Origin of the sequence: Mesotoga sp. BH458_6_3_2_1 (assembly GCF_003664995.1) — a bacterium.
In the GTDB taxonomy this organism is placed as follows: Bacteria; Thermotogota; Thermotogae; order Petrotogales; family Kosmotogaceae; genus Mesotoga.
In genome coordinates, this window is record NZ_JFHL01000005.1 from 98798 (window position 1) to 122015 (window position 23218).

The window sequence follows — 23218 nt, forward strand, 5'->3', positions numbered from 1 at the left end:
ATCACTTCTGCTCTTTCCAGGCCCGGTTCTAACTGAGAGATCACTAGAGAAACCGTCATCGCAAGGAAGTGCTACACAATTGCCGAGAGGTCCGTCAAAAACTCGGCTATTTCCTCCGACATTGAGTCGAAGAACTGGGCTGGACTGCAATCCGCTGAGATTTCACCGTTCTTGAAGAAGATCACACGATTGGCAATGTGCTTTGCAAATTCAACTTCGTGCGTGACGATAATCATGGTTCTACCTTCCGAAGAAAGCCGCCTGATTACCCTCATGACCTCACCGACGAGCGACGGATCGAGAGCGGAAGTAGGTTCGTCCAGGAGCACGATATCGGGATTCATGACTAGTGCTCTGGCTATGCCCACTCTCTGCTGCTGGCCTCCTGAAAGCTGAGACGGGTGATTGTTCAACTTGTCGGCGAGGCCGACTTGACTTAGCTGAACTTCGGCCGCCTTTCTGGCATCAACCCAAGTCATGTTTTTTACTTTTACGAGAGGAAGCGCAACATTGTCGATGATTTTGAGGTGACTTATCAAGTTGAATCTCTGAAATACGAATCCAACTCTTGACCTGAAGGCCCTTATTGAATGCTTCGTTCGCTGCACCTGACTACCTTTGAAAAATACCTCGCCCCTGTCGGGAGTGATTAAATTGTTGATACAGCGGAGGAGAGTTGTCTTTCCTGCCCCGGAAGCGCCGAGAACGGCAATCACGTCACCCTCCTTGACTTCAAAGGAGACATCCTTAAGAACCACCTGGCCGTCAAATGACTTGGTCAGGTTCAAGAGTTTGAGTATTACTTTTTCATCCTTCATGGAATAGCGAGCCTCCTTTCAAGTATCCTTCCCACTAGAGATACAAGGGAGGTCATTACGAGATAGCAGGCGGCCAGTACTATATAAGCTTCAAAGACCGCCAGAGTTTGAGTTCCGACCTGTCTCGCTTTCATTGTGAGATCGCCCAGTGCGATGACTGATACGAGAGAGCTGTCCTTTATCAGAGTGACCAGCTGACCTATAAGAGGCGGGATTGAGATCCTGAATGCCTGAGGAAATACGATCGAAAACATTATCTGGCTCCTATACAGGCCCATCGCTTCTCCGGCCTCCTTCTCCCCAGAAGGAACGGCGTCAATGCCGGCTCGAAAGATCTCACCAACGTAGGCTCCCTCAAACAACGAGAGGGAGATCACGCCTGCCCAGAATCTATCAACATTGACCGCCGATCCAAAGCCGTAGTAAACAAGAAGGATGACGACCAGTAATGGCATGTTCCTGAAAAACCAGACATACAGTGTACCGGCATCACGCAAAAGGTTGACCTTTGAATCTCTTGCGAGAGCTACGGCTATTCCGACAATCACTGCAAGAGCAAGAGCGATGACACTTAGCTGAAGAGTAGTCACTATGCCGTCTAGAAAAAGTTTGTAATACTTCGTCAGGGTGCTCCAGTTAAAGGGGTAAACGGCCGATACAGATGAGTAGGAGAACCAGAGTAGACCGGCGACAATAATCCCCAGAGTAATCTTCGACATCGCTCTTGACATAAAAACCGTCCTTAGAACTCGGGCTCGTATTCTACGAACCAGTAGTCTTGGAGTTCTTGGAGTGTACCCGTTGTCTTTATCCACTGAATGAAAGTGTTCATCCACTGGAGCGTCTCGAAATCACCCTTTGGGATAGCCACGCCGAAGTCCTCTCTGGTGAGGAGGTCTTCAGTCACTTCAAGCTGGTCGTATTTCTTGGCCATGAATCTCGCGTAGATCGAGTCGAAGATCATTGCGTCGGCCCGCCCCGAAGCCACCTGGAAGGCCGCCTCGTCGATTGTCTCAAACATGAAGATCTGAGCTTCTGAGAGAAGCCTGTTCGCAGCCTCCGCACCTGTCGATCCAAGTTGTACGGCGATCTTGACATCTGGATCGTTCAAATCTTCTTCAGTGGGTGGGAGTTCATACTTGTTCGTGTTGTAGAGAATTATCTGACCCACAGTTAGATACGGATCAGTAAAGTTGACTCTCAATGCCCTTTCCGGAGTAATAGTCATCGCAGACCAGATGATGTCGAACTTGTTTGAAACGAGAGCGGGAATTATTCCGTCCCAGTTTACAACAACAAATTCCAGCTTCACATCTAGTATCTCGGCCATCTTCTTCAGAATATCGACTTCCAGCCCTATGCGGTCGCCGTCGGGATTCGTTCCGTAAAGGGGCATGTAGCCTGCGTCCTGTCCGACTCGCAGTACACCTCTCTGCTTGACGTCATCGATGAGACTTCCAAATGCCAGGGTCATACAGAGTAAAACCAAAACCAGCAGTAACTTCTTCATAGTACACCTCCATTAAAATAAAAAGACCGGGCTATAAGCCCGGTCTGTTGAATTCTGAGAGAGCACGACTAAAGAGTGCCGCCTCCCGGAACCGGGCGCCGCAGTCTGTGATGATGAAGCTTGTTTGTTCTGATCGATGAACTGAAACTAATTCTCACAGGGATCACCTTCGTCGTGTTTTGATAAACGATAGTATCAGCACTGGATATCAAATGTCAAGTAACGTTTCGCGCAAAGGTGTTAAGAGAAGGTTTGGGGCCCTATAGAATTCTCATAATCTCTTTCGTGATCTGCTGAGCCTTCTCCGGATTGATCACAATATCGACGGATCTCGCATCTATCTTGTAAATCGGCGAAAGATCGTAATCTCTTATCCAGCTGGAGTAAAGTCTGTCGAGTTGTTCCCAGTAGGCAATAGGGACCGCAGTTTCCATTTGTCTTCCCCTGCGTCTTATTCTCGCCAGAATGGTGTCAACATCGGCATCTATATAGACCAGGAGATCAGGCTTCTTGAGATACTTGATCATTGAGTCGAACATTGTCACATACGCATTGAATTCCCTGTCGGACATCTTTCCGGTCTCGAAAAGGTTTCGAGCGAAAATCTCTTTGTCTTCGTATATTGAACGATCAAATACCGTATTTTCACTCTCCTCGGCACTCTTTAGGGAGCAGTATCTGTGGTATAGAAAGTAAGTCTGGAGATGATACGACCAACGCTTCTGATCGTAGTAGAAGTCTTCAAGGAAAGGATTATCGGATACCGACTCGAAGTGAATCTTATAACCCAGTCCTTCTGCTATTGCGTCTGCAATCGTAGATTTGCCGGCACCGACATTGCCGGCGAGGACTATTATCTTGCCCAATGCGCATCACTCCTGTAAATCTACTTATGGGACAATTCTAGCATTAGTTCTAAGGGAACTCTAAGGTTTCTCAAGTCAAATAGTATATTATCTATTTGAGGAAGTGAGACCGTGAAAAACCGCTACCAGAAAACACGATTGGCAGTCCAGATAGTCTTCTTTGTTCTTATACTGTATATCAGCGTTGGTCATTATCTTGCAGAAAAACATATAGCTGAACTGCCCGGGGTTGCAAGCCTTCATGCGGTCTGTCCATTCGGCGGTGTTGTGACAATATATAATCTAGTTACCGATGGCAGCTACATTCAAAAAATTCATCCTTCGAACCTCTATGTTATGGGAGGATTGTTGGCTTCGCTTATTATAGCAGGTGCCTTCTTCTGCGGCTGGATCTGTCCTCTGGGGAGCGTCCAAGAGTGGTTTGGAAAGCTGGGAAAGAGGGTACTAAGATCTCATTACAATAAGGTCCCCGTTCTTCTCGACAAGATACTGAGATCTGGTAAGTACTTGATGCTTCTATTTGTGATAATTCAGACGGCTAGAACGGCAACTCTGCTTTTCAGCAACTTTGATCCCTATTATAATCTGTTCAACATTTGGACTGACGAAATCGCTATTACTGGTTACATTGCAGTCTTCCTCACGATTGGGGCTTCCTTCTTCGTTGAGAGACCCTTTTGTCGTTATGCATGTCCATTGGGAGCGATTACCGTCTTATTCAACTCATTCAGCCTAATTAACATTCGAAGAAGAGCTTCCACCTGTATTGACTGTGAGCTGTGTGATATCGCCTGCCCAGTCGGCATAGACGTTTCGAAAGTGACCGTTGTGAGGAGTCCAGCGTGCAACAGATGTCTGAAGTGTGTTGCCGTCTGCCCAACGAACGAAAATGGAACGCTTGCAACAAGGGCATTTTTCAGTAGAAAATCCGATACCCGAAGAAAGGAGATTCCAGCAAGGATTTATATTCTCGTTGCAGCCCTCGCCTTTCTTCTGCCGATAATGATTTCTGTCTTTGTCGGCGCTTTCGAGACGGAAAAGACCAGAGTCTACGTTGTTCCGGAAGATATCAAGGGTTCAACATCTTTTGCCGAGATAATCGACAACTATTCACTTTCAAAAGAACAGCTCTTCAATAGTCTGGGAATTCCCGAATCGGCTTCAGTAGAATTGAAAATCAAAGATCTAACTGGGATTCTGGGTTTTGTTGGTGAAGAAGAGGTCATTTCTAGAGAGCACATCGCACTCTTAGTCGACAAATACAATGATCCAATCACTTCAATGGCCGACCGCGCCAAAGCAGATTTCACCGAGATTCTCTCACTCGTAGAATCGGCCGGTCTCAATGGATCGGATTCGGTCTCTGAGGTTATGAAGGAAGGACCCCGCGGGTTGTTCGCATATCTCTTCAGCGGAAGATGGCCATCTGAATCGTCCGCAGTTGATACACTTGTCATTGAAGCGCCTTTAGAAGACCACGGCAAATCGACTTCAATTGACATCAAGGGTTCAACAAGCCTTTCCGATATCAGCTCGTCTGTTGAGGATTTCGAAGCTTTTCTCGAGCATTTCGGAATACCAAAGGATGAGCCCGTGACATCGCAATTGAAAGATTTGAAAACAAAATACGGCATCGAAGTATCCGATATAAAGGAATATCTCTCTGAAGAGAGATGATCATAGAGAAGTCTATTTGTTGCGCCTTCTCCTGTTGTATAATCGGGTAGAACTCCGGTTGAGTTCATGCATTTAAGAGGAGGGATAGATGTGAAGAAATTCTTGTTGATTGCAGTTGTCCTAGGTCTGGCCGTTGCGCTTTTCTCTGAGCCGCTGATCGTCTGGCCAGATAAGTCTCATGGAAAACCACTTGTAGCCGGTCTGCACGCTCCCGTTTACGGTGAAGCAAAACTAGACGTCTTTGGAAATATTACCGGTTGGACCGGTCCGAATCTAGGGCTTGGATGGACTTGGAAGACATACTTTAGTCCGTTAGAACTTCAGAAGATCAACTTTTACTACGAAATCGGAACAAATATCGTGATACTGCCTTATATCGGGGCCGGTTTCGATTACGCTCTAGTTCTTCAGAATAACCAGACGCTTCTCGTTGGAGCGGGTGTATCGGCTTCTCCATTAACCGTTCTCGGCTTTTTCTTCAAGTCGCCTTCTGCGATTCTATCGTCCGTCTTGAGTTCTGTAAGACTGAATGTCGCGGTAGTTTTTTGATCGACGGCTATGTATAATTGACCCCGAAAGGGGTCATTGTTTTGAGTGAACTGGAGAACAGTGGGAGAGAAAGAGATCAGGCGGAGAAGAAAGTGGACAGTGAAGTCAAATCTGTCCTTACCAAATACACGTTTGTTGCAGTCTTAGTGCTTGCAGTGGTTCTGATGCTTCTCTCTTCAAGAGGCAGGGTTGAGGAGTTCGATCCGGAGAGTGTGTTTCCAACTATTGAGGAGACGTCTCTTCTCTTCATAAATGAAAGCCTTCTTCCGGAAGGCGAGGAGATTGAACTTCTGGAGATAGTCTCCATCGACTACAGTGAAATCGAGTGGGGATTATACTCGTATGAGACTATTGTGAAATACTACTTATCTGGAGCTGTCAGAAGCCTCCACACTGTCTGGGAATACAGAGTTCGAGATGACAGCGTCGATCTTTCCCAATACTCGTTAGATGGAAAAGAGTGGCTTGAACCTTAACTGTTATCAGCCACACTGTATGCCAAAAATTGCGTTTGGAGAATGAAAACACGTTGACTTGATGCGGGTAATAAGTGTAAAATCATTAGGTAGGGATAAGCTCAACATTACTTAAAAGGGGGTAATTTAATGAAAAAAGTCTTAATTCTTGTGGCAGTACTTCTGGTTGCGTCGGTTTTCGTTGCAGCTCCGAAGAACTTCATTCTCGGCCAGGGTCTCTATGGAGATGTAGTTTATGATCTAGCAGGAAACATAACCGGTTACGAAGGAATGGACTTCTACCTTTTCCAGGCCAGCACATACTATGAAAAGGCACTGACGCCAAATGAATTGAACGCATACACTTTTGACGGCAAATTCCTTTTCTTCATCCCGGTGTTCGGCAGAGGATGGGAATTCGTTCTGAGACCAGTCGATAGCATAGTTTTGACTGCGGGACTCAGTTTACTTTATAACTTCCTTCCTGGACCATATCTAAATCTGACAATACTTCTATAATTGTTTTGGTAATGAGACGAAGACGGTGTTCATACACCGTCTTTTTCTTATTCTAGAGATGAGATACCCACTGTCTCAAAGGTTGTATTTAGGACTGGTTTCCAATCGAGTCTGGTGATGATTAAGTCGCTTTCTTCAGTTAGTGCTTTTGAGTTGCCGGTTCCTTCATTAAGTCGGCGCAGCCCTGAAATAGCCAATTTGACAAGTAAGAATGTGACAGTGTTTTCGCTAACGATTATTCAAAACCGACTCGCTACCGCAAGGAGGATCGATATGAGAGAAATCAGAGAAGACGCCAGGTACATAATAGAAAAGTCTGTTGAAGCAGTTCAGCCAGAGAGCTCAGTGAAGAAGGCTCTCGAGAAGGCAGGACTTACCGGTCCGATCTTTCTACTGGCAATTGGGAAAGCGGCTTGGAGAATGGCAAGTGCAGCGAAGGAGAAGCTTGGCCAGGAAATCGAAAGCGGAATAGTCATCACCAAGTATGGCTACAGTCAAGGAGAAATAGAAGGTATAGAGGTTTTCGAGGCTGGCCATCCGATTCTCGATATAAAGACGGTTGAGGCCACCGAGCATGCACTGAAAGTCATAGAGTCCAGAAAGCCCGAAAAACTTCTCTTTCTTATTTCAGGCGGTGGATCGGCGCTTTTTGAGAAACCTGTTGAAGGGGTCACTTTCGAGGATCTCGTTCAGATTAACAATAAGCTATTCCGGTCCGGAGCAAGCATTGTTGAAGTCAATACAGTCCGGAAGCATCTCTCGTCAGTTAAGGGAGGTCGCTTTGCCAGGCTTGTCGCTCCATCGCAGATATTCACGCTGGTGCTTTCCGATGTGCTGGGAGATCGACTCGATTCAATAGCGTCCGGTCCCGCATATCCTGATAGCAGCACAAGCGAGGAGGCCCTGGCCGTTATTGAGAAGTATGGACTAAAACCAAGACCGGAGGTACTTGAAGCTCTAAAGGTTGAGACCCCTGATCGACTCCACAACGTTCAGACGGAGGTTATAGGGAGTATTACAAGGGCCTGCGAATCTGCGGTCACATTCGCAAGAGAGCTCGGATACAACACCTCTATCCTCACAACTTCCCTCGACTGCGAGGCAAGAGATGCGGGTTTATTTCTTGCCGCAATCGCGAGGGAAGAGCTTTTCGACAGGCCTTTGAAGAGACCGGCGGCGCTGATCGTTGGTGGTGAGACCGTTGTACACGTTAGAGGCGAAGGCCTCGGAGGTAGATGTCAGGAACTCGCTCTTGCCTTCTCAATCGCGGCCAACGGTATGGAGAACGTTTCACTTGCCTGTATCGGAACGGACGGCACCGATGGTCCGACCGACGCCGCAGGTGCCATAGTTGGAGGCCGCTCGATGCAGAGAATGATCGACGCAGGGATTGATCCTCATCGCTTCCTGCTGGATAACGATTCGTACCATGCTCTGGAGAAATCCGGGGACCTCGTGAAGACCGGTCCTACAGGCACAAATGTGAATGATTTGATCGTCCTCCTCTGCGAATGATTCAGCGATAGTGATCTGACTTAACTTAAGGGATTGTTCACAGCTTCAACCCCTTCTTCCCTGGGAGTTGGAATCCCTATTTAATCGTCCAACCTACCATTCCCTTTACGTAATACCTCTGCAACAGGATATAAATTAGAATTGGAACGATCATAACCATCAAAGATGCTGCGGAAAGCAATCCCCAGTCTACGTGGTAGACGCCGCGCATCAAAGGAATTCTTTGAGTCGCAAGCAATTTTCCGGGAGAATAGACAAGGATGAGTGCTAGGAAGAAATCGCTCCAAACCCAGGTAAACTGAAGAGCTGAAGCCGAAGCGATGGCTGGAAATGCATTTGGGAGCACAACGCGAAAGAAGATCCCAAAATCTCCAGCTCCATCGATTCTCGCTGCCTCTTCCATGTCGGCAGGAAGAGTTTTGAAGTAGTTCCGCATGAAGAAGGTTATCCATGGTACTCCCCATGCAGTGTGAACCAGAATCAAGCCAAAATAAGTATCCACAAGTCCCAGCCCGCTCATGATTCTAAAAATCGGTATGGCTATCATCTGTTGTGGAAGGGCCAGAGTAAGCACAACCGTTAGGATAAAAGTTTTCCTCAAAGGGAAGCCATATCTGGAGACACCATATCCCGCCAGTGTGGCAAGCAACAACGGAGCAATTGTTGCAGGAATTGCGATAATCAAGGAGTTTATCATTCCCCTATACAAAGGTGCAGTTTGGTGGTTCAGCGCCCCGAAAAAATTGGAGAGAGTTGCATTAAATGGTTCGAATTTCCACCAGCCATTTATTACTTCACTGAAGGGCCGTATAGCTGTCATTACAACACCCATCAGCGGGAGAATCCAGACAAGGGCGATAGTCCATGCGACGATTGTCTTCACCAGAGTGTTTTTCTGCAATCTCTTCATTCTGCCTCATCTCCTGCGGACTTCATCATGGGAATTGCTGCAAGCAGGGTGGAAGCAGTAATTAGCACGGCAACAACTGCCGACTTTCCAAAATCCCACTCTCGAAAACCGTATAGATACATTTGAAGTGCAAGAACGTTCGATGAACCACCAGGACCTCCCATCGTTGCTATATAGACGATATCGAAGACCTTCAATTCCCACAGAAGAGTCATGGTAAGAACAACTACGGTTATGGGTTTCAGCAAAGGAATCGTGATCTTGAACAGCATCTTTGCTTTCGAGGCACCATCTATTTGAGCGGCCTCGTAATACGTGTTCGGTATGGTCTCAAGTCCGGCAGAATAAAGAATCATTGAGAAACCTGTCCACAACCATACTGAACCGAAGATCAGTGCAAGCAGTGCAGTCTCTGGATATGCAGTCCAGGTCTTCGCCTCCAGTCCAAACGTTTGGAGAACCAGGTTAACAACTCCCACATTCTCCTCAAACATGAACCTGATCATTATTCCACCGACAATCATCGGCATTACCATTCCGAGGAATATTATGGATTTGACGATTCCACCTCCCTTAACACCTCGCAGTAGAACTGCAAGAGACAATCCGACTATTGTCGTGAGGGGAAGGTGGATTGCGATCCACATAATATTGTGAATTAGGGAACCAAAGGGGAAGCCTCTTTCGAAGCCGCGGGTATCTAGAATATCTCTGCTGGAGAAAACCTCTCTATAATTTGAAAGAGAGAGGCTTCCTTCTTCATCCGCGAAACTCAAGAATATTGTGTTTAGAGTGGGGTATAAAACAAAAACGACCAGAAGAAACAGGGCCGGCAGGATAAAGTAGGAGAAATGCTTTAACTTAGCCTTTCTTAAAGCCAACTATCTCACCCCCGAAGAAAGAAGTGGGACCCTTTTGGGTCCCACAAGAGGAGATCTGCTATTCGGGCATCTTTTGCTCAAGATCCATTAGAACGTCATCAAGTCTCTCAGGTCTCACCCACAGCAGCTTCAGCTGATCCCAGAAGGCGGTCTGCCAGAGGCCTCCAATTGAATCGTCGAGGTCGTTTACTGTCTCGACGCCCTCTGTTAGCTTCGCGATTTCCTTATCTACCGGTGGGTAGTTGGACACATCGACTTCAACCGTTGCTATATGGCCGCCCTGTGAAACCTGGATACTCTGTCCCTTTTCTCCCGAAAGGAATTTCACCAGTTCTAGAGCTTCTGTCTTGTTGGCTGCGAATTCGGGGACAAAAGCGTAGTCGATACTGAAGACCATTCCACGGCTACCCGGCAGGCTGAAAACAGCCAAATCATCTGAATCATCTACCATACCGGTAATCCACTGTCCCATGAAATAGAGTCCATATTCTCCATTCCACCACTGTTCAAGAATGGTCGTCCATTCAGTTGGTTCACTGAAATATCCTCTTTCAATTAGATAAACCAGTTTGCCTATTGCGTTACGAACAGCGTAGCTGGTCCAGGATGTGTTGCCTTCAATAAGATCCTTTTGAAGCTCGGGTCCACCAAAGGCAATCAGGAAATGTTCGGTTACGTCAGAAAGTGGCCATCCAACTCCGTTTCCACTTGCTATAACGTTTTTGATGCCTGGTGTTGCTTTGATCTTTTCGAGCAATGCCACAAATTCGTCCCAGCTGCTAGGGGCCGTTAACCCATGGGCCTCAAAGAAGGATTTTCTGTACCAGAATCCCGGTTTAACCTTTGCGGTGTATGCAATTCCGTATACCGCGCCATCTGCAGCAGTGACATTATCCAGTGCGCCTGGAATGTACGCATCTGTATCGATCACTTCGGTCAATTCCACAATGCTTTTTGTGTTGCTGGTAATGAAACTTGACCACATGAATATGACGTCTGCAGGAGATTTCTTAGCGGAAAACTGGGCGGGCAAAACATTGGCCAGATCCTCTGCTCTGTATGTCTGGTAGGTGTAGTCAATTCCTGTTTCTGCTTTGAATGCCTCAAGAACAGGAATAAAAGCATCCATTTCAACACCCGACCAAGGACCGATTACCGAAACTGTACCGGCGAAAAGCGCTGCAGAGATGAGAATTAGAACCGCTACCAAAAGCTTTTTCATCGAAAATACCCCCTTTTCAATGCATGATTTGTTTTCAGTAGACAATTCCCTCAAGACCGCAAGAGGAGCTCAAATTCTGGGCGCGCCAAAGAGTCGAATTCAGTGTGCAGATAAGCATTCTTTCAATTTGACTTTCATCAGTAGAGGTTTGTTCAACATGTATCAACATGTTAGTAAATAAGCAGGCTCGTACAAACCTCTTTGCCAGAGAAGAGCAATCGGAATCGTTGTGCATTCTTAGGACGTCTTGTCGGGAGCATCGAGCTTCTCTTTGGGCGGTTCGAAAACCGTGAACATGAATAAAATGGCTTATCGAAAACGAATGAAAGACGTTATATCGAGGAATCGCTAAGCTTTCAGTGGTGCTTCCTTTCATTATTTCACGACTCAATTCCAAGAGAAAGGGAGCGAGTCAATCCGAATACAATGCGAAGCCTTAGAGAAAGCTTCTTATGGTATCGTTAATAGTGTACCTACGGGGTCAGGCAATCATCTGCTCAATCTCTCTTCAACACTGCCGTCGGGAAGAACGAAATCAGGAGAGTTGCCGATTATCTCGTCTAGTTGAAATCTTGCGCATTCTTTCCAGTTACCTTCACAATACATTCTTATCCATTCTCCATCGATCTTGCCATGTTCGTAAGCTTTCACGACGGGGCATTCATGATAGTTGATGCAACTTTCTCCTTCCACCATATCACCACCTTGTTCTAGTCGATATTTATGTTATCACAAAGGGCGGAAATTGCAATAGCCATTATTTGTAAGCGGCAGCTTTTGTAATATTTTGTGCATCCGTTATACAATACTTAGTATGAAGGAATAATTTTCGGGGGTGATCTAATGCAAAAGAGATGGATGCTGATCCTTGTCACGTCTTTGGTCCTTGTGCTTGCCCTTTCCGGGTGCATTTTCCGGCGGTTCTCAGTCACGGTGACCTGTACTCCTCTGATCGAGAAGATTGAAGTGGGGACCAGAGAGAGAGACCTTCCTTACAGTTTCTCAGTCAGAAAGGGACAAACTGTGAATGTCAAGGCTCCGCTAGTTCCCGGCTATGATTTTGAGGGCTGGCTGGTAAACAATGAATTGAGAGAGACTGCTGAAATCGCCGTTACGATTGAAGACAATACTACAATCAAGGCAATATACAGACCCAGACTTGTTAATGAAATGACTTATGGTGGTTCGGGAGAAGAGCTTGGAAAAGGACTGGTAGTAGAAAGCTCTTCCGAGATAGTCATTGGAATTACTTCAAGCTCAACAGATAGCTCCCTAATTCTTGAAAACAAGGGGGGCAGCGATTTCTGGGCGCCTTACCTTCAGTATGCGTCTGGCAACTATACTGTTGAACCCCAGCTGTCCTTTGGAGGCAGCAAAGACGAGAATCTTCTCGATACTGTGAGCATAACGGGCGGTTACGTCTCCGTCGGCTGGACAGTTTCCGGAGATATAGTCTATTCTGGAGGCGGTTATCCGTATCACGGCGGCACGGATGGATATGTAGTCATGACCAGCAACGACGGCTCGCTCAAATGGCAGACTTATTTAGGAGGCAGTGGAGACGATAAGGTATTTTCAGTGAATACGACTGTTGGCGAGAAACTTGTCTTGACGGGAATGACGACTTCTTCGGATTCCAATTTCGTTGACAGCGGTTACCATGGATCGAAAGACGGCTGGACGGCGATAATGAGTTCCAATGGTACTCTGATTACCGGGCTTATAAGAGCTTACGGTGGGTCTGAAGACGATGAATTGCTTTACGGAATGCAGACCAAAGAGGGTGGTTATATAGTCTGTGGGTATTCGAAGTCGTCTGACGGTGACCTGAACACCCTCGGCAGGTCGACGGGAGAGGATCTGTGGATAATGAAACTCGATCCGCAACTGAACATACTCTGGCAAGATCTTCTTGGCGGTCAGAATAATGAAAGAGCGAACGTAGCAAAAGAAGTGAGTGACGGGTACATAGCGGCTGGCTTCACAGAATCCACTGGAGGCGACGTCAATGAAAACAAGGGAGGCAAAGATCTTTGGGTACTCAAATTTTCATTTGATGGTGGACTCGAATGGAGCAGAACATATGGCGGGAGCGAGGATGATGAAGGATTCGATATCATTGAGACCGCAGATGGAGGATACGCAGTCTGTGGTTACACAGAGTCTTCAGACGGAGACATCTCTCATGAGAACAGAGGTATGCGAGATCTCTGGATTGTGAAGCTGGGGCCTGACGGTTACCTTGAGTGGGAATCGACTCTTGGCGGATCGAAAAATGAGACGGCGGCAAGAGTTAGAGAAACCGAGAAGCGCGAGCTGATTGTTATAGGAACGACAGCTTCCTCAGATCGCGACATCAAACGTAAGATACAGGGGCCCTCCGACGCATGGTTGCTAAGGCTTGGAAGATAAGCGCCGAATGGGTGATTGATTGAAAGCCGAAAACATTGTTGAGAGCGAAGTAATTGCGCTTCTCAAAGAGGGTAATGATTGTCCTGTTTGCCGCTCTATGGAGAAATCCGTAGATGGATGGGTGATAGGCGCCTTCTCGAATCTTCTTCACAACGAGAACGCACGTCTCGAGATGAAAAGAGATGGGTTCTGCGCAGACCATTTGAGAAGAATAACTGAACTTGCCAGAGAGAAATCAGATGTCGGATCACTGGCCGTATCGATAGTCTTTCGAGAGCTCTTAATCGAGCAGCTTGCCTGGCTGAGAGTCAGAAAGGAACCAATCTTTCGGACGAAAGCGAAGCAGGGAGCTGGAAGCTGCGTTCTCTGTTCGATTGCCAATCAGACCGAAAGGATCTATCTATCGGCCTTCAGCAGATTTCTCCAGAGCCTTGAAGTAAGGAAGAAGTATGAAGAATCGGGGTCGATCTTCTGTATCAATCATTCAAGATATCTTCTGAAAAAGGTTGGCCAATCAACGCAAGAATGGTTAACTGTCATTCAGAAAAGGAAATATGGACAACTGACGGAGGAAATAGAGGAGTTCGTTTCAAAGCACGACTATCGTAATAAGGTTCCGATTGGCGAAGAAAGAACTGCCTGGCTGAGAGCCTCAAGAGTAATCGGTGAGAGAGAATCTGGAAATGACGTGGGATGAGATTACGTACATCATATGCAGAGACAGATCTCACAGAATGGAAGTCTCTTCCGAAGGTTCGCTCGAGCACTAGTTAGATAATTTGATTCGGGAGAGCAAGAACTCAGATAAGATTGAAGTTCCTATTCTCTTATATCGTCCTCGGACTGCGCTCAATACAAGTTTTGTAATTCTGGAGACAAGGTATAAAGAAGGCCCCTTTCGGGGCCGTCGCAGGAAAGTGCTTCCATTGGAAGCTTCCGGGGTGACTTCTATGCAACCAGGTGCATTTCTTCACTTTCTGAGAGCCTTCAAGAAAACAGTGCTTCAGTTGCTTCTGAGACTAATTCTTTTCAGGGGTTTCGTACATGACACGGCTCATATGACTAGAGCTGCGGCAAAGGTCGAAACTTCTGTTCTCGAGTTTTATCTACAAACCCAGTGTTACTCTGTACAATCTTGTGCAACTCTCTTCAAACAACTTTCTTTTTTCAGCTTTCTTTTCAATGTTTTCTTTAGTATTCAACGAATAAACCCGCCTTTTCAAACATCAACTTGTTTATATTTATAATATACTAAATAATATTCAAGATGTCAAGTCACAAATTCAATATATGTCTTTACAATTTTCAGTATTTCCAGGTATTGTATTAAAAAAAGACTGTCGGTACGCATTAAGGAGTGTGTTAACTCATCTCTTTCCAGTAAGGTTCTTCTCTCTTGAGTTTTTCAACCTTTCCGCTCTTCACGATACGCTGGAAAATGGCACCGCGTAACATTTGTTACTGAAGGAATTCTGACGAAGAGATACGATTCATTTAGAAGATATGGAGGTGAAGAAATGAGTGAGCTATTCAATAAAGAAGAGTTCTTGAAACGGTTAATAAAGAGGCTTCACGAAGAACCCGATAGCATCGAGAGCATAAGGGAAGATTTCATGAAGGTGGTAAGAGAGCTTACACCGGTAGAGATCGCTCAGGTTGAGCAGAAGCTTGTGGAAGAAGGCATGCCGGCAGAGAGCATACAGCTCATGTGTAATATCCATCTAGACGTATTCAAGGAAGCGTTGGACGAGGACGATATTAACGTTGAACCCTGGCATCCCTTACATATACTGATTGAAGAGCATCGAGACATGCTGAACAAATCCAAGAAATTGAGGGATCTGGCCGGAAGGATCGGCAGCAATAGCGACATTGAAGAAGCCGCTGAACGGCTTTCCTCTCTCCTGGATTACCTGGATCTTGTAGATCTGTATTTCTCGAAAGAGGAAAACGTGCTCTTTCCTTACCTCGAGAGACATGGTCTGGTTCAGCCTCCTGCGATAATGTGGAAGGAACACGACGACGTAAGAGAGTTGAGAAAGGCTCTTAAGAAGGAGTCTACGAGTGTTGGAGGCGATTTCAAGAGAATAAACGAGCTTGCAATAGCGATAGGCGAGATCTTCTCAAATCACATCTACAAGGAGCACAAGATCCTGTTCCCTTCATCACTTAAACTGCTTTCACATGAGGAGTGGGAGGAAATAAGAACGCAGTTCGACGAAATCGGATATTTCGCGTTTGAACCGATGCCCTTCTCTTCTTCGGCAAGTGAACCTGAAGCCGAGACTTCAAGAGACGTTTTGAATCTCGGAAGCGGTTTCCTCAAACTAGAACAGCTTAAGCTACTTATGAACAACCTGCCTTTCGACATCACCTTCGTTGATGAAAACGACGTCGTCCGTTATTTCAGCGAGGGAAAGGAAAGAGCCTTCGTCAGAACGAGAGCCATAATCGGCAGGAAAGTGCAGAACTGTCATCCTCAGAAGAGCGCTCACGTAGTTGAAAAGATTCTCTCCGACTTCAAGGAAGCAAAGAGAGACGTTGCAGAATTCTGGCTCAGTTTGGGGCCGAAGATGGTTCACATAAGGTATTTCGCTCTCAGAGATGAAGAAGGAAAGTACGCCGGTACGCTAGAGGTCACTCAAGAGATTTCGAAGATCAGGGCTCTGGAGGGAGAAAAGAGGATTTACGACCCTCTGGACTAGCGAGAGACCTGTCAAATTCAAAACCAGGAGCAGATATTGTAGAATAGAGTGTACTCACTTTAGTCTTCAAATAACCTTTCGGAGGTATCGCGATGATTCGCAGAGACATGGGAAAGACCAAAGAGAAAGTATCTGCACTGGGTTTTGGTTGCATGAGGCTGCCCACACTCGACGATCAGTCAATAGATGTTGACGAAGCTAAGAAGATGCTGAGATTTGCAGTGGATAATGGCGTCGATTACGTAGACACTGCTTGGGGATACCATAATGGCCAGAGCGAACCATTCGTTGGTCTTGCTCTTCAGGAAGGCTATAGAGATAAAGTAAAACTTGCTACTAAGCTTCCTAGCTGGCTAATCAAGAGTCGCGAAGATATGGATTATTATCTGAATGAGCAGCTGAAGAGATTGAGAACCGACGTGATCGACTTCTATCTGATCCATTCTCTGAACCGAAGATTCTGGAAGAATCTAAAGGAACACGATATCTTCGACTTCATGGATTCTGCTCTCTCAAGTGGCCGGATCCGACACATCGGTTTCTCCTTTCACGATACTCTTGATGTCTTCAAAGAGATAATTGATTCTTACGATTGGGAGTTCTGCCAGATACAATATAATTTCCTCGATACAGAGAATCAAGCCGGCGTTGAGGGTTTGGGATACGCGTCAGATAGGGGAATCGGGATAGCGGTTATGGAACCCCTACGGGGAGGAAAACTGGCCAACAATGTTCGAAAGGATATTCGCCAAATCTGGCAGTCCGCCGAAATTCAGAGAACCCCTGCAGCCTGGGCGCTTAGATGGGTATGGAATGATCCAAGAGTGGGTGTTGTTCTGAGTGGGATGTCGACTATGGATCAGGTGAGAGAAAACATTGAAACGGCCAGAGAAGCTGCTCCAGATTCCTTGACTCCTTCTGAACTGGCAACGGTTGAAAGGGTTAAAGCGGAGTACATAAGGAGAATAAAGGTAAACTGCACGGGCTGCAGTTATTGCATGCCATGCCCGAGTGGCGTAGCGATTCCCACCTCCTTCGACTTTTTTAACGACGCCTTCATGTTTGACAACATCGAGGATCAGAAGAAGGTCTACTTGAGATTTGTCAAGGAGGAGAACAGAGCGTCCCGCTGTGTTGAGTGCGGGCGGTGCGAAGAGCTCTGTCCACAGAATATAGAGATAATCAAGAATCTCAAAGAAGTCTCCGCCCTCTTCGAATAAGAGAGTCTTGACGGAGAGAATGTCTTTCGCGGCTGCGCTGCCTTTTTCTCTGATAGTGCTATATAATTGTGCCGTAATTGGGAACGTCACTAACCTCTAAGGGGGTAATATAGATGACCGGAATAGTTCTTGCCGCTGGTCAGGGCACTAGGATGAAATCGAAGTATCCTAAAGTCATACATAGAATTCTCGACGTGCCTATGGTCAATTGGGTTGTATCGGCTCTTAGAAAGGCCGGTGCCGACAGAATAGTCGTTGTAACCGGATACGAAGCCTCGATGGTCGAAGATATTCTCGATGACGACATCATCTCAGTGAGGCAGAATCCCCAGCTTGGAACGGGCCACGCGGTTATGACCGCCGTCGATTATCTGGACGACGAAGAGATAGTCGTTATTGCTGGAGACGAACCTTTGGTACGGCCCTCGACACTTAAAGAACTTGTCTTTGCTAGGGGTGAAAAAGATCTTGATGTCGTCTTCTTGACTATGAAACCATCCGATCCGACAGGATACGGAAGGGTCGTCAAAGATGGAAACAGGGTGAAGATTGTAGAACACAGAGATGCAGATCCAGAGACGAGAAAGATCAACGAAGTCAACTCCGCAATTTACGCTTTCAGAGGAAGCTTCCTAAGGTCGGCAATCAGCAGACTGTCGAACAACAATGATCAGAAGGAGTACTACCTGACAGACACCGTAGCTATGGCAGAGAAAGCCGATACGATCATTGTCGAAGATGCAAGGGAAGTCCTTGGCGTGAATGACAGGATTCAACTGGCCGAAATAAATTCGATAGCTCAGAGAAGGATAAATGAGGAGCTCATGAAGAACGGTGTAACTCTGGTTAATCCTACCACCTGTTACATTGGACCTGAAGTTCAGATCGGTATTGACACCGTAATTGAACCTATGGTTTTCATTACAGGAAGGACCACCATTGGCGAAGGTTGTCTGATTGGTCCGATGACGAGAATCGAGAACTCGAAAATAGAAGACAATGTGGAAATCGTAAGATCCGAGGTTTCCTCGGCGGATGTACGTTCAGGAGCAAGAGTCGGCCCGCTTTCCAGACTCAGACCCGGTGCGGTAGTTATGAACGATGCTCACGTCGGCAACTTTGTGGAATTGAAGAAGACCGTCCTTGGAAGAAGATCAAAGGCGCAGCATTTGACCTATCTGGGTGACACGAATGTTGGGGAAGATGTGAACATTGGAGCGGGTACAATAACCTGCAATTACGACGGAAAGAACAAACACAAGACCGAGATCAGTGATAGAGCGTTTATCGGCAGTAACACAGCTTTAGTTGCCCCGGTGAAGATCGGTGAGAACTCTGTGATAGCAGCCGGTTCTGCGATTACCGAAGATGTCCCGCCCAACTCACTTGCGTTTGGTAGAGCGAGGCAAGTCGTAAAAGAAGGAAGATTCTCAAATAATAATGGGCAGGAGGAGAAAAGCTGATGCCTTACCAGACAAACGAGATGAAAGTATTCGCTGGTTCTGCGAGCCTACCTTTGGCAGAGAAGATCTCGCAACATCTTGGAATTAGGCTTGGAGATTGCAGAACAAAGAGGTTTTCCGACGGCGAGATAAATTTGAAGATTGACGAGACGGTCAGGGGCCACGATATCTTTATAATTCAGTCCACATGTAGCCCGGCCAACGAGAACCTCATGGAGCTACTCATAATGATCGATGCCTTTAGAAGAGCTTCAGCCCATTCAATTGCCGCCGTAATCCCATACTATGGTTACGCACGTCAGGATCGAAAGGCAAGAGGCCGCGATCCAATTACTGCAAAACTGGTGGCGAATCTTCTCACGACTTCAGGAGCGAGCAGACTAATCACCATAGATTTGCATGCCGAGCAAATACAGGGGTTCTTCGATATCCCCGTCGATAATCTGTGGTCTTTCCCCGCCTTTTTCAGGTTCTTCAACCAGGGACGGTTCGACAGAGAAAAAATGGCGGTCATTTCTCCTGACATCGGAGGAGTGAAGCGGGCGAGCAAGTTTGCGGCGAAACTCGGTGTTCCTCTTGCTATTCTAGACAAGAGAAGACCAAAGGACAACGTTGCCGAAATGGTACACATAATAGGCGATGTCGAGGGAAAGACAGCAATAATCTTTGATGATATAATTGACACCGGCCGTTCACTGGTTGAGGCAGCAAAGATGCTAAAATCCAACGGTGCGAAGAAGATCTATGCCTGTGCCACCCATGGCGTCCTCTCCGGCGAGGCGACAAAGATAATTGCGGAGTCGGAGATTGAGAAGGTCTTCATTACTGACACGATATATCATGAAGATCTTCCTGACAACATAATGGTGTTGTCTATTGCTCCGTTATTGGCGGAAGCATTAACCCGTGTCAGGAAAAATCTTTCGGTGAGTATTTTGTTCAGATAGAGGAGGGAAACAAATGCACGAAATAAATCTCGTTGCTGAACCGCGCAACGGTGAAACGAAAGCGAAAATCCTGGTAAATCAAGGCAGGATCCCTGCAGTGGTTTACGGACCAGAAATGGAAACGATTTCCATAAGTCTGGATAAGGTCGAGGTCTTGAGAATTATGAACAGGGTTGCAGAGACGACTTCAATAGTTCTCTCTCTTGATGGCAAGGAGTACCGCGCCTTTCTCAAGGGAGTTCAGAGAGACAAGGTTACCGACTCGGTTATGCATCTCGACTTTTTCATTCCTTCCAGTGGTCACAAAATGGAGCTTCATATTCCAATCAAGTTGAAGGGCACGCCAATCGGAGTTGAAAAGGGAGGAATCGTCGATCATATTATCAATGAACTTCCTGTCTCCGTTCTTCCAAAGGATATTGTGGAAGAGATAGTTGTGGATGTAAGTTCCTTTGATGTTGGTCACGTTCTCAGGGTTGGAGATCTGGAGATTCCCGAAGGTATAAAACCATTGCTTGACGATGAAGATGCGATCATGCTCATTGCTCTTCCAAGAGCAGCTAAGGAAGTTGAAGAGGAAGAGGTTGAAGAGCTTGAAGAAGATGTCGAGCCTGAAGTAATAAACAAGGGAAAGAAAGAAGAGGAAGAAGAGGAATAGAGAGTGTTCCTTTTTGTTGGACTGGGAAATCCTGGCCCACGTTATGCGCTTACGAGACATAACGTGGGTTTTCTCTTCGTAGACGAGATGATCAAGCTAGGCCTCAGAAAAACCATTCAGAAGAGGATCTACGAAGCCTATCTTCTTGAGGGTGAAGAGAAACTCTATGTGGCGAAGCCTCTCACTTTCATGAACCTCAGCGGCGTTGCCGTAAGGATGATGCTGAAGGATCTCAACTTTTCCGATGGCGACACTCTCGTACTCGTTTATGACGACGTATGGATACCCCTTGGAAGAATACGAATCAGAGAAAGTGGTTCAGACGGTGGACACAATGGGTTGAAGTCGGTGATTTCGGAGATCGGCACAAAAGACTTTCCCCGAATAAGAATTGGAGTGGGACCACTGCCTGAATACGGAGATATGGTAGACTACGTACTCGGCAAATTCAGCAACGATGAATACGAAAGGGTAAGCAGGGCAATTGATCTCTCGGTAACCGCCGCAAAGGAGCTGGTTATCGGTGATATCAGAAAAGTAATGTCGATCTACAACGGTATCGAAACGATTGATTCCTGATTTAGAGACTTCTATATGTTTTGTCTCTTCTTTTTTAGGCTGTGCATCTCATCTCTCAGGATAGCCGCGTCTTCAAACCTGAGCTCCCCTGCGGCTCTTATCATCTCTTCGTTGAGAAGTGCAACGTAATCGTCGTAATCGAGAGACTCCTTAAGTGCAAGGACACCCTCCAGGTAAGTTGCTCTAGCCTTATCTTCCCGCTCTTTATTGAGATCTTCTCCGGCAAACTCTTCGAAGATATTTCTGTATAGCGGCTTCACTATTGTTTCGGGAGTGATATTATGCTCTTTGTTGTAGATTAGTTGCTTTAGTCTTCTTCTGTTGGTCTCATCTATTGCCCTCTTCATAGAGCCGGTTACAGTATCGCCGTACAGAATTACCTGACCGTTGATGTTTCTGGCCGCCCTTCCAATTGTTTGAACCAGAGTAGTCTCCGAGCGTAGAAAACCCTCTTTGTCGGCATCCATTATCGCAACCAGAGAGACTTCGGGAAGATCCAGCCCTTCTCTCAAAAGGTTCACCCCTACCACAACCTCCACAGTTCCGTCTCTAAGTTTCCTCAATACCTCGACTCTCTCGATTGCATCGAGCTCGGAATGAAGATACTCCGCCTTAATCCCGATTTCGTTCAAATAGTCCGAAAGCATTTCTGCCGCCTTTTTCGTCAAGACAGTGACCAATGCTCGTTCATTTCTCTTCTTGACTGTTCTCATCCTTTCTATGAAGTCGTCGACCTGACTCTCGGTTGGATGAACTATAACTTCGGGGTCAATGAGACCCGTCGGCCTTATAACCTGGTCGATTACTCTCGAAGAATGTTCGACCTCAAAGTTTCCAGGAGTTGCAGAGACGAATATTATCTGACCTACGGTGCTGAGAAACTCTTCAAATCTTAAAGGACGATTGTCAAAGGCAGCGGGCAGCCTGAAGCCGTAGTCAACGAGGTTCTTCTTTCTCGAGTAGTCTCCCCTGTACATGGCCCCCAGTTGAGGGACTCCGATATGAGACTCGTCAATGAATGTAATGAACTTTTCTCTATCAAAGTAATCGAGCAGGGTGTACGGTCTCTCTCCTGGCATTCGACCATCGAAAAACCTCGAGTAGTTCTCGATTCCCGAGCAGTAACCAACGCTCGAAAGCATCTCCATATCGTATGTCGTACGCTGCTTCAATCTCTGAGCTTCGAGATATTTCCCCTCTCTTTCAAGCTGCTTGATCCTCTCTTCAAGTTCGCTCTCTATATTCCTCATAGCTCCGGAAATCTTTTCCTGAGTTGTAACGAATTCCTTTGCAGGATATATAGTCACCATATCGAGCTCTTCTATCGTCTTTCTGTTGATTGGATCGAAGGTGACAATCCTTTCTATCTCATCATCAAAGAAGTAGAGCCTTATTCCAAAATCCTCGTATGGGGGGAAGATTTCAAAGATCTCTCCTTTAACGTGAAATACTCCTCCCACGTAGATGTCTTCGGAACGATTGTATTGAATGTTTGCCAGCCGAAGGGCGAGCTCCTTTCGGTTAAATGTATTTCCGCGTTCGATATGGATATTCATCGTTGCAAAGTCTCTCGGATCACCGCTCGCATAGATTGCGGAGACGCTTGCAAGGACGACGGTGTCGTTTCTGGTCAGAACGGACTTCAGAGTAGAGATTCTCATCCTTTCCAGTGTTTCGTTTATCTCGGCTTCCTTTTCAATAAAGAGGTCCTTGGATGGTATGTACGATTCGGGCATGTAATAGTCGTAATAGCTTATGAAAAGTTCTACTTTGTTTTTCGGAAAGAAAGTCTTGAACTCTCTGTACAGTTGAGCAACGAGGGTCTTGTTTGGAGAAATGACTATGGCCGGTCGTTGAAGGGAGCTTATTAGGTTTGCCATCGTGAAAGTCTTTCCCGAGCCGGTAACTCCCAGGAGAGTCTGAAATCTGTCGCCGCTTTGGAGTCCTTCGATCAGTTTTTCGATAGCCTGCGGTTGGTCGCCCTGAGGTTTGTACGAAGAATCAAGTTCGAAGAGCACCAGATCAACTCCTTTCAATCGTAATGGTGAACAATTTTACACCATGCAGTCAGTTGTTTTCAATCGAGAAGACAATCGATTTCTTCAGCTCAGAAGAAATTACCGGTGGCCCTCAGGCGCTTCAGAATAAAGCGTCTTTCAATGGGTGAAGGGACTTCTGGACATTTTATGAGATACTTCGCTCGAAGAGACTTACCGTTATTTCTCTTCGAATCGCTCTGCCATAAAGACTCTCTGCCGCCAAAGCAGGTTCTCTTACGCAGTGCCATAAGGTTCCTCAAGTGTTTCGCTGCA

At 46.4% G+C, this 23218-nt stretch carries 22 protein-coding genes; 13 read left to right on the plus strand and 9 right to left on the minus strand.

Annotation, left to right across the window (positions count from 1 at the left end):
• Positions 1 to 71: 71 nt before the first annotated feature.
• The 4 genes from Y697_RS04450 to Y697_RS04465 form a co-directional block, all read right to left on the minus strand.
• Positions 72 to 818 carry an amino acid ABC transporter ATP-binding protein gene (locus tag Y697_RS04450; RefSeq protein ID WP_121550477.1) on the minus strand — a complete coding sequence of 249 codons (747 nt, stop codon included), beginning with the start codon at positions 816 to 818 and terminating at the stop codon, positions 72 to 74.
• Positions 815 to 1549 (minus strand): amino acid ABC transporter permease, encoded by a 735-nt coding sequence (locus tag Y697_RS04455; protein ID WP_121550478.1) that lies wholly within the window; start codon positions 1547 to 1549, stop codon positions 815 to 817. The genes Y697_RS04450 and Y697_RS04455 overlap by 4 nt, the downstream gene beginning before the upstream one ends.
• 11 nt (positions 1550 to 1560) lie before the next feature.
• Positions 1561 to 2328, minus strand: a complete 768-nt coding sequence (locus tag Y697_RS04460) for a transporter substrate-binding domain-containing protein (protein WP_014730690.1) — start codon at positions 2326 to 2328, stop codon at positions 1561 to 1563.
• Between the two features lie 260 nt (positions 2329 to 2588).
• Positions 2589 to 3194 carry a deoxynucleoside kinase gene (locus Y697_RS04465; protein ID WP_121550479.1) on the minus strand — a complete coding sequence of 202 codons (606 nt, stop codon included), beginning with the start codon at positions 3192 to 3194 and terminating at the stop codon, positions 2589 to 2591.
• A 111-nt stretch (positions 3195 to 3305) separates the two neighbouring features.
• On the opposite strand from Y697_RS04465, the gene Y697_RS04470 reads away from it, so the two are divergent.
• The 5 genes from Y697_RS04470 to Y697_RS04490 all read left to right on the plus strand — a co-directional run bounded on the left by Y697_RS04470 (position 3306) and on the right by Y697_RS04490 (position 7909).
• A complete protein-coding gene (locus Y697_RS04470) occupies positions 3306 to 4871 on the plus strand; it encodes a 4Fe-4S binding protein (RefSeq protein WP_121550480.1) in 1566 nt (521 codons plus the stop codon).
• Between the two features lie 90 nt (positions 4872 to 4961).
• Complete coding sequence (locus Y697_RS04475) at positions 4962 to 5420, plus strand: hypothetical protein (protein ID WP_121550481.1); 459 nt, start codon at positions 4962 to 4964, stop codon at positions 5418 to 5420.
• Positions 5421 to 5461: 41 nt separating this feature from the next.
• Positions 5462 to 5896: a hypothetical protein gene (locus Y697_RS04480; RefSeq protein WP_259462308.1), complete on the plus strand. Its 435-nt coding sequence runs from the start codon at positions 5462 to 5464 to the stop codon at positions 5894 to 5896.
• A gap of 129 nt (positions 5897 to 6025) precedes the next feature.
• Positions 6026 to 6394, plus strand: a complete 369-nt coding sequence (locus Y697_RS04485) for a hypothetical protein (protein WP_121550483.1) — start codon at positions 6026 to 6028, stop codon at positions 6392 to 6394.
• 273 nt (positions 6395 to 6667) lie between these two features.
• The gene (locus tag Y697_RS04490; RefSeq protein WP_121550484.1) at positions 6668 to 7909 is read left to right on the plus strand and encodes a glycerate kinase; all 1242 of its coding nucleotides are present in this window, start codon (positions 6668 to 6670) and stop codon (positions 7907 to 7909) included.
• Positions 7910 to 7985: 76 nt separating this feature from the next.
• Here Y697_RS04490 and Y697_RS04495 read toward each other — a convergent pair whose 3' ends face one another.
• The 4 genes from Y697_RS04495 to Y697_RS04510 all read right to left on the minus strand — a co-directional run bounded on the left by Y697_RS04495 (position 7986) and on the right by Y697_RS04510 (position 11615).
• Complete coding sequence (locus Y697_RS04495; RefSeq protein ID WP_121550485.1) at positions 7986 to 8819, minus strand: carbohydrate ABC transporter permease; 834 nt, start codon at positions 8817 to 8819, stop codon at positions 7986 to 7988.
• The gene (locus Y697_RS04500) at positions 8816 to 9700 is read right to left on the minus strand and encodes a carbohydrate ABC transporter permease (protein WP_121550486.1); all 885 of its coding nucleotides are present in this window, start codon (positions 9698 to 9700) and stop codon (positions 8816 to 8818) included. Before Y697_RS04500 ends, Y697_RS04495 begins: the two co-directional genes overlap by 4 nt.
• Before the next feature lie 58 nt (positions 9701 to 9758).
• Positions 9759 to 10922: an ABC transporter substrate-binding protein gene (locus Y697_RS04505; RefSeq protein WP_121550487.1), complete on the minus strand. Its 1164-nt coding sequence runs from the start codon at positions 10920 to 10922 to the stop codon at positions 9759 to 9761.
• Between the two features lie 489 nt (positions 10923 to 11411).
• The gene (locus Y697_RS04510) at positions 11412 to 11615 is read right to left on the minus strand and encodes a hypothetical protein (RefSeq protein WP_121550488.1); all 204 of its coding nucleotides are present in this window, start codon (positions 11613 to 11615) and stop codon (positions 11412 to 11414) included.
• A gap of 150 nt (positions 11616 to 11765) precedes the next feature.
• Here Y697_RS04510 and Y697_RS04515 point away from each other — a divergent pair, with 150 nt between their 5' ends.
• From Y697_RS04515 to pth, 8 genes are all read left to right on the plus strand, one after another.
• Positions 11766 to 13334, plus strand: a complete 1569-nt coding sequence (locus tag Y697_RS04515) for a hypothetical protein (RefSeq protein WP_121550489.1) — start codon at positions 11766 to 11768, stop codon at positions 13332 to 13334.
• 19 nt (positions 13335 to 13353) lie between these two features.
• Complete coding sequence (locus Y697_RS04520) at positions 13354 to 14031, plus strand: DUF6062 family protein (protein ID WP_121550490.1); 678 nt, start codon at positions 13354 to 13356, stop codon at positions 14029 to 14031.
• 820 nt (positions 14032 to 14851) lie between these two features.
• Entirely contained in the window at positions 14852 to 16039 is a 1188-nt protein-coding gene (locus tag Y697_RS04530; RefSeq protein WP_121550492.1) for a DUF438 domain-containing protein, read from the plus strand.
• A 92-nt stretch (positions 16040 to 16131) separates the two neighbouring features.
• Positions 16132 to 17259 carry an aldo/keto reductase gene (locus Y697_RS04535; protein ID WP_121550493.1) on the plus strand — a complete coding sequence of 376 codons (1128 nt, stop codon included), beginning with the start codon at positions 16132 to 16134 and terminating at the stop codon, positions 17257 to 17259.
• Positions 17260 to 17372: 113 nt separating this feature from the next.
• Positions 17373 to 18722, plus strand: coding sequence for a bifunctional UDP-N-acetylglucosamine diphosphorylase/glucosamine-1-phosphate N-acetyltransferase GlmU (gene glmU / locus Y697_RS04540; protein ID WP_121550494.1), 1350 nt, complete (start codon positions 17373 to 17375; stop codon positions 18720 to 18722).
• Positions 18722 to 19669 carry a ribose-phosphate pyrophosphokinase gene (locus Y697_RS04545; RefSeq protein ID WP_121550495.1) on the plus strand — a complete coding sequence of 316 codons (948 nt, stop codon included), beginning with the start codon at positions 18722 to 18724 and terminating at the stop codon, positions 19667 to 19669. The genes glmU and Y697_RS04545 overlap by 1 nt, the downstream gene beginning before the upstream one ends.
• 13 nt (positions 19670 to 19682) lie before the next feature.
• Entirely contained in the window at positions 19683 to 20327 is a 645-nt protein-coding gene (locus tag Y697_RS04550; protein ID WP_121550496.1) for a 50S ribosomal protein L25, read from the plus strand.
• Positions 20328 to 20330: 3 nt separating this feature from the next.
• Complete coding sequence (gene pth, locus Y697_RS04555) at positions 20331 to 20906, plus strand: aminoacyl-tRNA hydrolase (protein ID WP_121550497.1); 576 nt, start codon at positions 20331 to 20333, stop codon at positions 20904 to 20906.
• Positions 20907 to 20917: 11 nt separating this feature from the next.
• Here pth and uvrB read toward each other — a convergent pair whose 3' ends face one another.
• Complete coding sequence (gene uvrB / locus Y697_RS04560) at positions 20918 to 22924, minus strand: excinuclease ABC subunit UvrB (protein WP_121550498.1); 2007 nt, start codon at positions 22922 to 22924, stop codon at positions 20918 to 20920.
• Positions 22925 to 23218: the final 294 nt, after the last annotated feature.